The following is a 12,958-nucleotide window of genomic DNA, read 5'->3' as shown; positions in this document are numbered from 1 at the left end:
ATATTTTTTTGCTATTTAAACTAAAATTATACTTTTGCCACCCCAACGCGAAAGTAGCTCAGTTGGTAGAGCACGACCTTGCCAAGGTCGGGGTCGCGAGTTCGAATCTCGTCTTTCGCTCAAAAGCCACCGTTAACACCGGTGGCTTTTTTATTTATTGCGTCTGCAATGCATTGCTTTTTAACTATCATCATGAATAAACCATTAAAATCATGAAGACAGACCTATACACTAAGATCATCCTGACCATTATCGCCGTAGCTTTAACCCTTAACCTGGCAAAAAGCAGCATTACACCTGCCATGGCGATAGCAGAAAATTTGTTACCCTGCCAACCAACCTTGATGGCAGCATTAACGTAAATATTAATAAGATGCCCGAAACAATGGATTTAAACATTAAAAACGTTGATAGAAGCGCGTTTTACTATGTTACACCTATTCCGGTTAAAGTAACTCAGTAAGCTACTCTTTTTGAGGCAATTGTAACTATATTGTAATTTCAAATACTTAATAAACTTAATTTTAATGATACAAATTTTATTATTAGGATAATTATTATATTTGTATCAACTAACAGATTTAATCAACTGTCGGTTATTAGTTAATTAAAAGAATTCTGAGAGCAGGTATAGCGCAAGGCCAAGCCTGCTCTTTTTGTTTAAAATCCTTCCGCTACGATATATTTGTAATAAGGTGAGGTTTCAGGTGTACAATCCTTAGCTTTCATCATCCATATTTTGTATTCGGGTAATTTCTCTTGCCGTTTATAGATTCTGGCGGAATTGAAAGCCGCCTCGCCTTTGGCTTCAGATTTTTGTTCCGTAAATGCATTGTATGCACGTAAATAAACTGCTAATGCCTGTTCAAGGGCGTTCAATTTCAAATAAGCATACCCAAGCTCTTTGATCAAAAGCGGATTATCAGGATTTTTATCTATAGCAGGTTTTAAAACTTTAACGGCATCTTCATAACGTTTTAAAACATTATACGCATACGCCATCTCAAACTCAACGTCCGCCTTGTGTGGGTTGATCTGATAAGCCTTTTCAAGATATTTTAGCGCTGTATCGCATTCGTTCGCGTCGTTATAAACCCAGCCCAAACGATAATTGTGGTACGCTGTATCAGTATAATGATAGTAATTTTTTATCCAGGCAGGTTCTATAGGCAACTTAAGTTCTTGCAAGTGTTTAACCGGAAGTAATGCGAGCGGCTTCCAGTTAGGGGCAATCCTATATTTTATAGAGCCCGTTTTTTTTAAAAGCATTGTATCGCCAACATACCTGCCTTTTTCATCTACAGCAAATGCCCCTTGCAAATCAAATGTAAATCCAGCCTGTTCGTCAATATATACATAGCCATAATTGTATTTTTTTGCTGTATCAACTTTTGATAACACTACCCATTTTTTCTCACATTGTGTGTAACGTTTATCAAACTTTAAAGCAGTATCAGCTTTTTGTGAATAAGCCTGCTGTATCCAGCAAACAAATAGAAATAGTATTACTTTTTTCATATCATAAATATAATCATTGCTTCTCTAAGTATTCCATTCAACAAAAAAGGGCTTGCAGTAAAACTGCAAACCCCGGGTATATAATTGATCAGTATAGTTTCTTACTTTAACACCTCGCGACTGATCACGATCTTTTGTATCTCTGATGTTCCCTCGCCTATGGTACACAATTTGGCGTCACGGTAAAACTTCTCTACCGGGAAATCTTTGGTGTAACCGTACCCGCCAAAGATCTGCACCGCCTCGTTAGCGCAGCGTACCGCCACTTCTGATGCGTAATATTTTGCCATGGCAGATTGTTTAGTAACAGGCAAATGGCGGTTCTTAAGGTCGGCGGCTTGCATGATAAGCAGTTCGGCGGCTTCAATTTCGGTAGCCATATCGGCCAGCTTAAATGCAATACCCTGGAAGTTGCTGATGGGCTGCCCAAATTGATGGCGTTCTTTAGAGTAGGCAACTGCCGCCTCGAACGCGCCTTTTGCAATCCCTAATGATAGCGCAGCGATAGAGATACGGCCACCATCAAGCACCTTCATGGCTTGTTTAAAGCCTTCGCCTTCTAAACCTAAAAGGTTCTCTTTTGGTACACGGCAGTTATCAAAGATCATCTCGGTAGTTTCTGACGCGCGCATGCCCAGTTTATTCTCCTTTTTACCGGCGCTAAAGCCCGGCGTGCCACGCTCTATCACTAATGCAGAAATCCCTTTGCTATCTCCCTTTTCGCCGGTACGCACCATCACTACGGCAATATCGCCGCTTTTACCGTGGGTTATCCAGTTTTTAGATCCGTTTAAAATATAATGATCGCCATCTAAAACGGCGGTGGTTGCCATACGCATGGCATCGCTGCCTGTGTTAGCTTCGGTTAAACCCCAGGCACCAAGCCACTCGGCAGTAGCCAGTTTTGGTAACCAGCGTTGCTTTTGTTCTTCGTTGGCAAATGCCAGGATATGACCGGTACAAAGTGAATTATGCGCCGCGACCGATAAACCTATCGATCCGCAAACCTTAGCGATCTCTACAATTATGGTAACATATTCAGCGTAACCAAACCCCGAGCCGCCGTACTCTTCAGGTACCAGCACGCCCATCATACCCTGTTCTCCAAGTTGTTTAAATAACTCTAACGGGAACTTTTGCTCCTCATCCCATTGCATTACATTTGGGCGGATGTGCTTCTCGGCAAAATCTTTGGCCATCTGGCCTATCATTTTTTGGTTTTCGCTTACAGAAAAATCATAGCCGGCAGGGCTATCAGTTAACAAATGCTCCATGTAAAAAGTAGATTTATAATTGGTTTTTGGTAAAGCTAACAATTAATTTGCCCAAAGTTTTATGCTGCAAATGCCGCAAAATCAACACCAAAACGGTATATGGTATAAATAATAGCTTTAAACGCTGTGAGATAAATTTATTATGCATGCATAGCAAATAATAAATTTTGAAAAAAAATATGGGGGAATTATATGTCCTCGCTTTTTAGAATAGCCTTGATATCATCTTTCTCAATAGATGCTTCTTCAGATTTATCAAAAATAGTTATAAGATAAACTTCTGTAGAATCAGATGTTTCTTCGATCAGATAAGTGATTACCCTGAAGCCGCCGCTTTTGCCTCTTCCTTTAGATGGATCAGCAAGGCGGATTTTATATATACCCGCACCATAACTTTCACCTGTTCTGGGATTGGCAACTAGCGTTTGTTCTAATTTTTTTAAGCTATCGCCTAACGAATGATACTTTTTTAGTAAACGTTTAGCTTTCTTTAGGAAATATGAAGTAAGTATTATTTTATTTGCCATCAAGCAGGTCTGACATTGAATAAGAATCAGCCTTACCGTCGCGTATTGCTTTTACCTCTCTTATCCCTTCTTTTATCTCTTTTAAAAGCTTGGCCTTTTTTAAAGCAGGTTTATCAGATGTTATCGAAATTATTTCACCGCCAAGTTCTTTTACCATTTCTGATAATTTGCTTTGGGCTTTTTCAGGTAGTTGTATGGTAATAGTGGTCATATTCAAAGATAGTTAAACTTTAACATTTATTTTTACTAAATATGCCTGTTCTACTCAACCGTTAACTTCACAATAGTATCTACCCCATCCATCCCCAGGCCGGTGGTATAAATAAAGACACCCTCCGGCTGCTGCTTATACTTAACTGCGCTGCCATTGCTTAATAAAACCGCCTTGCTTACTTTCTCCTTTAATTTGGGGATAAAAATATAGCCCTCGCCTTGCGGGCTGGTAATATGGGCATAAACAGTTTTAGCTTTTACAGTAAGCACACCCCATGGTTGCGGTGGTATGTAGCTGCCGCGGGTGCCATAAATACTTTCGCCGTTCTTTTTTATCCAGGCGCCCACAATAGCTAATGTGTCGGTAAATTCCGGCTGGATCTTTCCGTTAGGCATGGGGCCAATGTTGAGCAAAAAGTTGGCATTGCGCCCGGCATCGCCCACTAAATAATGAATGATCTGTTTAGATGATTTAAAGCTTCTGTCTGTAATGTTAAAGCCCCAACTGTTGTTGATGGTCTCACAGGTTTCGAGCGGTAGTGTACCTATCGATTGATCCGGCGCGAAGCCTGTTGTGTTGTTACCCGGCAAATCCTTTTCAAACATCTGGAAATCCTCGCCATCCTTTACGGCGACGTGGTGATTGTTACCTATCAGTATCGCCGGGTTTAATTTGTGGATCAATCCGTAAATTTCATTATAACGCCAGTCAACTTTGGTGCGTTCCCAGTCGCCGTCAAACCAAATACCTTTTACGCCGGGATATTTGGTTATTAACTCCGTTAACTGGGCTTTCATAAAATTAATGTAGCTATCCCAGTCGCCTTTTGCAGGTTTACCATTAACTATAGGGCTGCCAAACGCGTAATCGGGCCTGCCCCAATCCAGCAGCGAGTAATAAAAGTGCAGCTCAATGCCTTCCTTTTCGCACTCTTTAGCCAACTCCATCAGCGGGTCTTTATGGTAAGGCGTAGCATCTACAATATTATAGGGCGACATCTTAGTGCCAAACATGCTAAAGCCATCGTGGTGGCGCGAGGTAATGGTGATGTATTTCATCCCCGCTTGTTTGGCAAAAGCTACCCACTCTTTGGCGTTAAACTCCTGCGGGTTGAAAAACGCGGCTAAGCGCTTATAACTATCATAAGGGATATTCTTATTATGCATTACCCATTCCCCATCGCCCAAAATACTGTAGATGCCCCAGTGAATGAACAGGCCAAATTTCATATCCTGAAATTTTTGCCTTTGTGCAAGGTTATCGGCAGTAGGTTTATATTGCGCCAATACATTAATGGTAACGGCACCTATAAGGCATAACGTTAAAAAAACTCTTTTCATAATTAAGATAGAAGTTGGTATAGCTATATTTTTATAATTGAAAGATCTTATCCATCAGCACCCACTTTTCGCCGGCAAATGCGCCTTTTATTGGTTGCTGGTACTTCCACATCAGGTCTTCCCACTCCTGCACTTTGGCATTTCCTGCATCCATGGCTGCTTTTTTAGAAAAGCTGAAATCGGCGTTGGCCTCAACTACCATAAATAGCCTTGTACCCAGCCGGTATATTTCCATATTGGTGATGCCTGATGCTGTAATATTATCTAATATTTCGGGCCAAACGGCTTTATGGTGTTCATCGTACGCGGCCACAAGGTCGGCATCATCTTTAAGGTCGAGGGTAAGGCAATATTTTTTCATGGGCATGCGGCTAAATAAACAAGATGGGGTACAACGTTAACACAAGTACGCAAATGTTTGTGGCAAAAACAAGCCTTTAGGGCACATGCAGTCATTGAAATTTATAGCTTAGTATTAATGAGCAATATTTTACATACTTCGTTAAACATAAGCCTCCGCCGCTTTACGCCTAACGATGCGTCGTTTATATTTGACCTGTTAAACTCGCCCACCTGGAAACAGTTCATTGGCGACCGCAATATCCTTACCCCGGGCGATGCTGTTAATTATATTTTAAACGTATTAACCCCTATTTATATCCAATACGGGTTTGGACCATGGCTGGTGGTACTAAACAATACCCATGAGGCCATCGGCCTGTGCGGCCTCTTCAAACGCGATTACCTTGACCGGCCCGATCTTGGCTTCGCCTTTATGCCCGGTTTTGAAGGCCGGGGGCTGGCTTACGAAGCGTGCCGGGCAGCGTTAACCTACATAATTCAACAATATCCTATAGATAAACTTTACGCTACAACCAGTGATGGTAATTTACGATCGCAGCGGTTATTAGAGCGCTGTGGTTTTGCCATATCAGGCTCGGTAACGCCACCCGGGTGCAATGCGCTTTTGCTTTATACATTAAATTTAAAATAACATTATCTTTCCGTTACAATACATTACAGATATTTGGGCGGTTTATAAGTTATCACCATGTCAGATACACGCAGAGATTTCCTTAAAAAAGCGGCTATGCTTGCCGGTACCGCGAGCCTTGCCCATATATTACCGGCCTCTATCCAAAAAGCAATGGCAATAAACCCATTGCCCGGCACTACCTGGGCCGATGCCGAACATATTGTTTTCTTAATGCAGGAAAACCGCTCGTTCGATCATTGTTTTGGTTCGCTAAAGGGCGTAAGGGGTTTTAACGATCCGCGTGCTATAGAGCTGCCTAATGGTAACCCTGTTTGGCTGCAATCAAATAACGAGGGCGAAACTTACGTGCCGTTTCATCTTGATATACATAACACACGCTCTACCTGGATGAGTTCGTTACCGCACAGCTGGAGCAACCAGGTTAATGCCCGTAACGATGGCAACTTTGACCAGTGGCTAATAGAAAAACAGTCGGGCAATAAAGATTATAAGGACATGCCTTTAACGCTTGGCTTTCATAACCGCGCCGATCTCCCCTTTAATTATGCCCTGGCAGATGCCTTTACCGTTTGCGATCAAAACTTTTGTTCGTCGTTAACCGGTACTACGCCTAACCGAAACTTTTTTTGGACGGGCACCATCCGTAAAGAGCAAAATGAAACATCGCGCCCAAATGTTTGGAATGAGGATTCGGACTTTGAATCATTAACCTGGACCACCTTCCCCGAGCGGCTGGAAGAGGCAGGTATATCATGGAAGTGTTATCAAAACGAGATCTCAGTTGGTGTGGGTTTTGAAGGTGAAGAAGATGCGTGGCTATCAAACTTTACCGATAACAACCTGGAGCTTTTTAAACAATATAATGTTAAGCTGCACGATAAACACATTGCTTATTTAAAAAAGCAGCTTACTATACTACCGCAACAAATTGCCCAAACACAGGTTAAAATAGATGGTTTGCCGACTGGCGATGCAAGCCTTGCCAAACTTAAAAAGCAACTAAAACGACAAAAGGCCGAATTGGATAGCATAAACAGTAATAAAGCTATTTTAGAGCCCGGCGCATTTGACAAGCTGAGCGCTAAGGAAAAAAACCTTCACTTAAAAGCCTTTACTACTAACAAAGCCGACCCTAACTACCATAAATTAACCACCCTTAAATACAACGACAATGGGATACAGCGCGAAATGCTGGTGCCCAAAGGCGATGTGCTTTACCAGTTTAGGCAGGATGTTAAAACAGGCAAGCTGCCAACTGTATCGTGGTTAACCGCGGGCGAGAATTTTTCTGACCACCCCGGTGCGCCGTGGTATGGGGCCTGGTACACATCAGAAGTCCTGGATATTTTAACACAAAACCCCGAGGTTTGGAAAAAGACCATCTTTATTTTAACCTACGATGAAAACGACGGATATTTTGACCATATCCCACCATTTACAGCCCCTCATTCGCACAAAAAAGGCACCGGAAAGGTATCTGACGGTGTTGATACCCGGGTTGAGTTTGTAACCGTTGAACAGGAGCAGGAACGTAAAAATTTCCCTATGGACTATGACCGCGAAAGCCCTATTGGCCTTGGCTACCGGGTGCCCATGGTAATAGCCTCGCCCTGGAGCCGCGGCGGGTACGTAAACTCCGAGGTGTTTGACCATACCTCGTCGCTGCAATTTTTAGAAACCTTCCTGGCTAAACAAACAGGCAAAAAAATAAAAGAACATAACATCAGCGATTGGCGCCGTACAGTTTGCGGCGACCTTACATCGGCATTTCGTCCGTACCATGGAGAGCAATATGCCAGGCCAACCCCCTTAAAGAAAAACGAGTTCGTAGAAGGCATCCACAAGGCGCAGTTTAAGAAGCTGCCTTCGGGGTATAAAAACCTATCGGCAGACGAAATAGCTGTTATAAAAAAACATCCGGCTACCTCACCCTATATGCCCAAACAGGAACCGGGCATTAAACCCGCCTGCCCCCTGCCCTATGAACTTTATGCCGATGGAAGTTTGAATGATGATAAAACCGCATTTGAAATAAAATTTAAAGCGGGTAATAATGTTTTTGGCGACAAAGCGGTTGGCGCACCATTTAATGTGTATGCACCGGGCAAATATGCCTCTTTTAACAATCCGCAGAAAATGGAAGCTGTACGTACCTGGAGCTATGCTGCCAAAGCGGGCGATACCCTTACCGATGCCTGGCCGTTAAACGAATTTGAAGGCGGCAATTACCACTTGCGTACCTATGGGCCAAATGGTTTTTACCGCGAGTTTAAAGGCAATGTCAATGACCCGGGCATTGGCATAGAAGCATCATACCAGACAGTAGGCAAAAAGCCGAACGGCGACATTACCCTTACCTTTTGGCTAATTGGCGGCAAAACGCCGCTTGCTGTAGAGGTGGTTGATAACTCCTACAAAACAGGCACTAAACAAATGACCATTCAGCAGGAAAGCTTTGCGCCCCAAACCATAAAACTCGATTTAAGCAAAAGCCACGGATGGTATGATTTTACCGTGAAAGTAAAAGGTTTTAGTGAGTTTGAAAAACGCTATGCCGGCAGGGTTGAAACCGGGCAAGCCAGCTTTACAGACCCATTGATGGGCAGGGTTATTTAGAAACTTTTATGACTTCCATTTGCGCAACCTCTTGCTTGCGGGTGGCCGCATTTAAAAACTTGGGCTTAAGGCGCGATATATGGTAACGCTGGAATTGCGCCAGCTTTTCAACCTTAAATCCTTTAGCTGTGAATGATTCGGCAATTTCTTTCGGGCCATAAAAAATAAATGGTGTTGCAGGCAAGTTGCCGCTGCCATCTTCGTTCAATTCAATAATTGGCTGCTGTAGGTAAAACTCCATCGGGAACGATGCGAACTCAAAGCTGCGGGCTACGGGTAACTGGTCGGTATTATGCTCTTTAATCCAAAAGGCCGCCTCGCTCCCTGCCTGGTATTTTAACAGCGAGGGGTAAAAAGCAAGATTCAGATATAGGTTTACCACAAATGATATAATAAGTGTTCGGAATGCGGTTTGCCTGAAATCGGCATTACCAAAATTACCGGGCAGGATAACAAGCAACCCCAGCCAAACCAATAGTGTAAGGCCAATATCCCAGCTAAACTGCTGCGGTTTAAAAAAATAATGCAATGTGCCTACTACCAGCAACATCAAGACAACCAGGCCAATTTGAATTATACGGATGGTATTTATGGTGCGTGCCGATTGTAAACCCACCAGGTACTGCGCGGTTATAATAGCGAAAAACGGGAATACGATGTTGAGATAATGCGGCAGCTGGAATTTAGATGCCGAGAAGAGCAGGAAGGTTAGCAATGCCCCGCTTATACAAAGCCATTCGCGCTTTTGCACATTTTTTAAGCCTGTTTTAACAAAGTGCCATATAGCAGCAAACAATATTAACGACCATGGCAAAAAAGCCCATAACGTGGTATGGATAAAAAACGACGGATCGCCGTGGCCTTTAATGGGGCCGGTATTAAAAAAACGTCCAAACTGGCTATCCCAAAAAAAGAATTTAATGCCCGATACATTGTGCGTATCAAAAACAAGCTTTTCGGGGTGGCTGTCAAACTGTACATACAGGCAGTAGATCTCGGGAAAGATAAATACCAGTATCAGCAAAGCGGCCAACAACCAGCGCAGCTTAAAAAGCTGCTTCCATTGTTTGGTGATGGCTAAATGCCCCGCAATAGCGCCACCTATAGGTACTAAGGCGAACATCCCCTTGGTCATGATAGCACAAGCGGCAAATAGCGAGCCCAGTACCAATTGCCAAAATTTATTGCGCGTGTAAGCTATATAAAAATAGTATACAGACGCGATGATGAGGCCTGTTAAATATGGCTCGGCACGCGCATCGTTATTGGATAAAATAATATGCTGCGAAGTAAGCAGTATCAGTACCGCCCATAGTGCTATTTGCCTGGTGTAAAGCTCTTTTGCCAGTTTATAAGTGTACCATGCCCCCATCAGCATAAACAGGATACCCGGCAGCTTATACGCCCAGGTGGTGATCCCGAAGATCTTAAGGGATAACGCGGCCACCCAAAACGGGAAGTGCGGCTTATCCAGCCAGTCGGTGTTGTTTACAATGATATTTACGTAATCGTTACGCTGCACCATGGTTTTGGCAATAACGGCATACAGCGTACCATCGGGCGCCAGGATAGGGATAAACAAACCGGTAAAGTTTAACAGCACAGCCAAACCAATAAACAGGTACAGCCATTTGTATTTATCTTGCCCGGGTTGTTGCATGCGGGGTAAAGTTAAGGAATGTTTGCTGATAGCCCTATATGTTCGTCAAAGCAGCATGTGCGTACTTCAGGCTATATCATTTTTAACGTTACTTGTGGTGACGCTACGCTGTCACCACTTTAAAGTTCAAATAACTGATTATCAACTCATCCGAAAAAACAGCCTGGTTGTGCAAACGTGAACGTGAACATTTTCTGCCTAAAACTGATTTTTTGGGGATGGAAAACCTCATTTTTAAAATTTACGGTCCATTTTCATTTTACATCAATTTTTCTATTTAAATTTAACCTATGCAATATCCCCTATTGCACAACCAAACAATTAATCTCTAACCCACATATGGAACGCCGTAAATTTTTAAAAAACACCGCTTTAACAGCAGGCTCACTGGCTTTATTAGGTAATAAAAGTATTGCAGGCATACTTGCCATGCCCGAGTATAAACTAACACCGCTGCGCAACAATGTGGGTATTTTTACCGAGCAGGGCGGTACCATCATCTGGATGGTGAATAAGGAAGGCATTGTTTGCGTTGATGCCGAGTTCCCTGATCCGGCCACACACCTCATAACCGAACTTAAGAAGAAAAGCGAAAAGCCCTTTCAATGGCTCATCAATACCCACCACCACGGCGACCATACCAGTGGTAACATCTCCTTTAAGGGAATTACGAAGAATGTAGCGGCTCACGCAAACTCGTTGACTAATCAAAAAGCCGCTGCTGCCAAACAAAAAACAGAGGATAAACAACTATACCCCGATACTACTTTTAACGATAAATGGAAAGTAAAAGTAGGCGACGAACATATTACAGCCCATTACTTTGGCGCGGGCCATACCAATGGCGATAGTTTTATCCATTTCGAAAACGCCAACATTGTGCACTGCGGCGATCAGGTGTTTAACCGTATGTATCCATACATTGACCGTAGCGCTGGTGCCTCTTGCAAGCACTGGGCAATAGCTTTAGAGCAGGCGCAAAAACAATTTAACAAGGATACCATATTTGTTTACGGGCATGCCTTTGACCCGGCAAAAGTTACCGGCATCATGGATGACCTTAAAGCCATGCAGAACTTTATGGAAAAATTGGTGGCTTTTGTTGACAGCAGTATTAAAGCCGGCAAAACTAAAGAACAGATCCTGGCTGCTACTTCAATCCCGGGTGTTCCCGACTGGAATGGCGACGGTATACAACGCGGACTTACTGCTGCATATGAAGAATTAACCGCTTAACTATGAAACACCTGCTCTCTATCATCACATCAATTGCTACCCTCTTATCGGTATGGGGGTTTACATCGCCAAAGCAGTTAACATCTGCCGATGTAATAAAAAGAATGTATGCCCGCTATCATAACAAGTGGCATACATCATTAACATTTACCCAAACTACCGGGCGTTACCGTAACGATACTTTGGTAAAAACAGATGTTTGGCACGAGCGCATTGTTTACCCCGATATGTTGCGGATAGACTTTGGTGAAAAAACAGGCAATGGCGTAATTTACCGGGGCGATTCTTCCTACTACTTTAAGGATAATAAGGTAGTGCGCGCCAATAAAGATGAGAACGAATTGATCTTCTTTTTAGGTGGGATGTATTTCAGAACCATCGATAAGGTATTTGAGCACTTTAAAACATTACAGTTTGACCTCAACAAATACCACGAAAGCACATGGAAGGGTAAAGCAGTTTACGTATTAGGGGCTGCGAAGGACGACGACAAAGTAAACCAGTTATGGATAGACAAAGAAAAACTTGTGCCTGTACGTTACTTTAAATACGACCCGCATGGCAAAATGGAAGCAACCTTTGAAGAGTACAAACCGGTAGCAGGCGCGTGGAGCGAAACCCTTTGCAAGTTTTACGTTAACGACAAATTGCTCCAAACCGAGGTGTATCATGATATAGTGGCTAACAAACCTATAGACAAAAGCGTGTTCGACCCGGCTATGATCGGGAAGTAGTAAAGTTACTATCTGGAATGCGATGGGTTAAACACTGAAAGTATTTGATCAGTAACCAGCAAATTCTTTTTGATTGATTACCACCTGGCCTTTGTTTTCGGTGGTGCTGATGGTCATGGTTATAAAGTAAAACTCGTTGTCAAATTTGTAGATATTGTTGTATTGATCCTGCCCCTGAAACTTCAAAACCAGCTTAGAGCGGCGGGCTTGTGCTATAAGATTTACAATATGCTGCGGGTCGGTAGTATCATAGGTGACCGTGCGTAGCACAGTGCCGTTAGACAGCTTTGTATTTTCGCCAATAGTTATGCTTTGCAATTTCACCTTTGGTGATATTGAGCGGAAGTGTTCGATCTTTTTACCATCCTTCTCTTCTAAGTACTGATGTTTAAAAACATTACCAAGGGTAAGATAGGTATGTGCCTGTCCATCGCTTAAGTTGGTAAGGTTTGTAAGGTCGAAAAAAGAAATGCTCTGTGCCCGCGCTCCAACAAACAGGCTAATGAATAATATAATTAACGAGAATCTTTTCATGTACTTGAAACTGAAACAAATATAAACTATTTTTTTAAGCCCATATGCTCACCCTTATCCCTTTTAAGAATAGACACTGCATTGTTGCGGCCAGATAAATATTGGTTATTTCAAGTTATTATTACACGCTATGTATATTTTAAAGGGCGTCCCATCTCTTTATTAATTTCCTTAAATAATTTATTCAAGTTTTAAAAAAAATATAACTGTAGCACATACATTTGTCGCTACGTATTAATTAAACTGTATTTTTCACAGTTTTGTAACTTTTACATGTTTAAACAGTCTTTTAGTAGAATAAGTTTTAT

The 12,958-nt window shown here is 42.5% G+C and carries 13 protein-coding genes and 1 tRNA gene; 6 read left to right on the top strand and 8 right to left on the bottom strand.

Annotated elements, in window-relative coordinates; translation table 11 throughout:
* Nucleotides 1–47: 47 nt before the first annotated feature.
* A tRNA-Gly gene (locus tag ACFQZI_RS02490) sits at nucleotides 48–120 on the top strand.
* Between the two features lie 92 nt (nucleotides 121–212).
* Nucleotides 213–362, top strand: a complete 150-nt coding sequence (locus tag ACFQZI_RS02485; protein ID WP_377138040.1) for a hypothetical protein — start codon at nucleotides 213–215, stop codon at nucleotides 360–362.
* A gap of 298 nt (nucleotides 363–660) precedes the next feature.
* Here the strand turns inward: ACFQZI_RS02485 and ACFQZI_RS02480 are convergent, their stop codons facing one another.
* The 6 genes from ACFQZI_RS02480 to ACFQZI_RS02455 form a co-directional block, all read right to left on the bottom strand.
* Nucleotides 661–1,518 (bottom strand): tetratricopeptide repeat protein, encoded by an 858-nt coding sequence (locus tag ACFQZI_RS02480; RefSeq protein WP_377138038.1) that lies wholly within the window; start codon nucleotides 1,516–1,518, stop codon nucleotides 661–663.
* A gap of 101 nt (nucleotides 1,519–1,619) precedes the next feature.
* Nucleotides 1,620–2,792, bottom strand: coding sequence for an acyl-CoA dehydrogenase (locus ACFQZI_RS02475; protein ID WP_377138036.1), 1,173 nt, complete (start codon nucleotides 2,790–2,792; stop codon nucleotides 1,620–1,622).
* A gap of 188 nt (nucleotides 2,793–2,980) precedes the next feature.
* Entirely contained in the window at nucleotides 2,981–3,319 is a 339-nt protein-coding gene (locus ACFQZI_RS02470; protein WP_377138034.1) for a type II toxin-antitoxin system RelE/ParE family toxin, read from the bottom strand.
* Complete coding sequence (locus ACFQZI_RS02465; protein WP_377138032.1) at nucleotides 3,309–3,530, bottom strand: hypothetical protein; 222 nt, start codon at nucleotides 3,528–3,530, stop codon at nucleotides 3,309–3,311. The genes ACFQZI_RS02470 and ACFQZI_RS02465 overlap by 11 nt, the downstream gene beginning before the upstream one ends.
* 50 nt (nucleotides 3,531–3,580) lie before the next feature.
* Nucleotides 3,581–4,873: an alpha-L-fucosidase gene (locus ACFQZI_RS02460; RefSeq protein ID WP_377138030.1), complete on the bottom strand. Its 1,293-nt coding sequence runs from the start codon at nucleotides 4,871–4,873 to the stop codon at nucleotides 3,581–3,583.
* Nucleotides 4,874–4,904: 31 nt separating this feature from the next.
* Nucleotides 4,905–5,234 carry an L-rhamnose mutarotase gene (locus ACFQZI_RS02455; protein ID WP_377138028.1) on the bottom strand — a complete coding sequence of 110 codons (330 nt, stop codon included), beginning with the start codon at nucleotides 5,232–5,234 and terminating at the stop codon, nucleotides 4,905–4,907.
* A 117-nt stretch (nucleotides 5,235–5,351) separates the two neighbouring features.
* Here ACFQZI_RS02455 and ACFQZI_RS02450 point away from each other — a divergent pair, with 117 nt between their 5' ends.
* Together ACFQZI_RS02450 and ACFQZI_RS02445 are read left to right on the top strand one after the other, a co-directional pair.
* Nucleotides 5,352–5,867, top strand: a complete 516-nt coding sequence (locus tag ACFQZI_RS02450; RefSeq protein WP_377138026.1) for a GNAT family N-acetyltransferase — start codon at nucleotides 5,352–5,354, stop codon at nucleotides 5,865–5,867.
* A gap of 57 nt (nucleotides 5,868–5,924) precedes the next feature.
* Nucleotides 5,925–8,486, top strand: a complete 2,562-nt coding sequence (locus ACFQZI_RS02445) for a phosphocholine-specific phospholipase C (RefSeq protein WP_377138024.1) — start codon at nucleotides 5,925–5,927, stop codon at nucleotides 8,484–8,486.
* Here the strand turns inward: ACFQZI_RS02445 and ACFQZI_RS02440 are convergent.
* Nucleotides 8,479–10,146, bottom strand: a complete 1,668-nt coding sequence (locus ACFQZI_RS02440; RefSeq protein ID WP_377138022.1) for an ArnT family glycosyltransferase — start codon at nucleotides 10,144–10,146, stop codon at nucleotides 8,479–8,481. The two genes, ACFQZI_RS02445 and ACFQZI_RS02440, sit on opposite strands and share 8 nt — an antisense overlap.
* A 339-nt stretch (nucleotides 10,147–10,485) precedes the next feature.
* Here ACFQZI_RS02440 and ACFQZI_RS02435 point away from each other — a divergent pair, with 339 nt between their 5' ends.
* Together ACFQZI_RS02435 and ACFQZI_RS02430 are read left to right on the top strand one after the other, a co-directional pair.
* Nucleotides 10,486–11,382 carry an MBL fold metallo-hydrolase gene (locus ACFQZI_RS02435; RefSeq protein WP_377138020.1) on the top strand — a complete coding sequence of 299 codons (897 nt, stop codon included), beginning with the start codon at nucleotides 10,486–10,488 and terminating at the stop codon, nucleotides 11,380–11,382.
* A gap of 2 nt (nucleotides 11,383–11,384) precedes the next feature.
* A complete protein-coding gene (locus tag ACFQZI_RS02430) occupies nucleotides 11,385–12,116 on the top strand; it encodes a hypothetical protein (protein ID WP_377138018.1) in 732 nt (243 codons plus the stop codon).
* A gap of 48 nt (nucleotides 12,117–12,164) precedes the next feature.
* On the opposite strand, the gene ACFQZI_RS02425 is transcribed toward ACFQZI_RS02430, so the two are convergent.
* Nucleotides 12,165–12,650, bottom strand: coding sequence for a hypothetical protein (locus ACFQZI_RS02425; RefSeq protein WP_377138016.1), 486 nt, complete (start codon nucleotides 12,648–12,650; stop codon nucleotides 12,165–12,167).
* Nucleotides 12,651–12,958 lie beyond the last annotated feature (308 nt).

The organism is Mucilaginibacter lutimaris (genome assembly GCF_042676625.1).
Classification (GTDB): domain Bacteria; phylum Bacteroidota; class Bacteroidia; order Sphingobacteriales; family Sphingobacteriaceae; genus Mucilaginibacter; species Mucilaginibacter lutimaris.
Note: the sequence above shows the minus strand (reverse complement) of the source record. Positions and strands in the feature narration are given on the sequence as shown.

Coding starts and splice junctions, on each gene's coding strand:
- ACFQZI_RS02460 (WP_377138030.1), bottom strand. CDS start 4,873: ATGAAAAGAGTTTTTTTAACGTTATGCCTTATAGGTGCCGTTACCATT.
- ACFQZI_RS02465 (WP_377138032.1), bottom strand. CDS start 3,530: ATGACCACTATTACCATACAACTACCTGAAAAAGCCCAAAGCAAATTA.
- ACFQZI_RS02475 (WP_377138036.1), bottom strand. CDS start 2,792: ATGGAGCATTTGTTAACTGATAGCCCTGCCGGCTATGATTTTTCTGTA.
- ACFQZI_RS02445 (WP_377138024.1), top strand. CDS start 5,925: ATGTCAGATACACGCAGAGATTTCCTTAAAAAAGCGGCTATGCTTGCC.
- ACFQZI_RS02450 (WP_377138026.1), top strand. CDS start 5,352: ATGAGCAATATTTTACATACTTCGTTAAACATAAGCCTCCGCCGCTTT.
- ACFQZI_RS02435 (WP_377138020.1), top strand. CDS start 10,486: ATGGAACGCCGTAAATTTTTAAAAAACACCGCTTTAACAGCAGGCTCA.
- ACFQZI_RS02485 (WP_377138040.1), top strand. CDS start 213: ATGAAGACAGACCTATACACTAAGATCATCCTGACCATTATCGCCGTA.
- ACFQZI_RS02425 (WP_377138016.1), bottom strand. CDS start 12,650: ATGAAAAGATTCTCGTTAATTATATTATTCATTAGCCTGTTTGTTGGA.
- ACFQZI_RS02440 (WP_377138022.1), bottom strand. CDS start 10,146: ATGCAACAACCCGGGCAAGATAAATACAAATGGCTGTACCTGTTTATT.
- ACFQZI_RS02470 (WP_377138034.1), bottom strand. CDS start 3,319: ATGGCAAATAAAATAATACTTACTTCATATTTCCTAAAGAAAGCTAAA.
- ACFQZI_RS02430 (WP_377138018.1), top strand. CDS start 11,385: ATGAAACACCTGCTCTCTATCATCACATCAATTGCTACCCTCTTATCG.
- ACFQZI_RS02455 (WP_377138028.1), bottom strand. CDS start 5,234: ATGAAAAAATATTGCCTTACCCTCGACCTTAAAGATGATGCCGACCTT.
- ACFQZI_RS02480 (WP_377138038.1), bottom strand. CDS start 1,518: ATGAAAAAAGTAATACTATTTCTATTTGTTTGCTGGATACAGCAGGCT.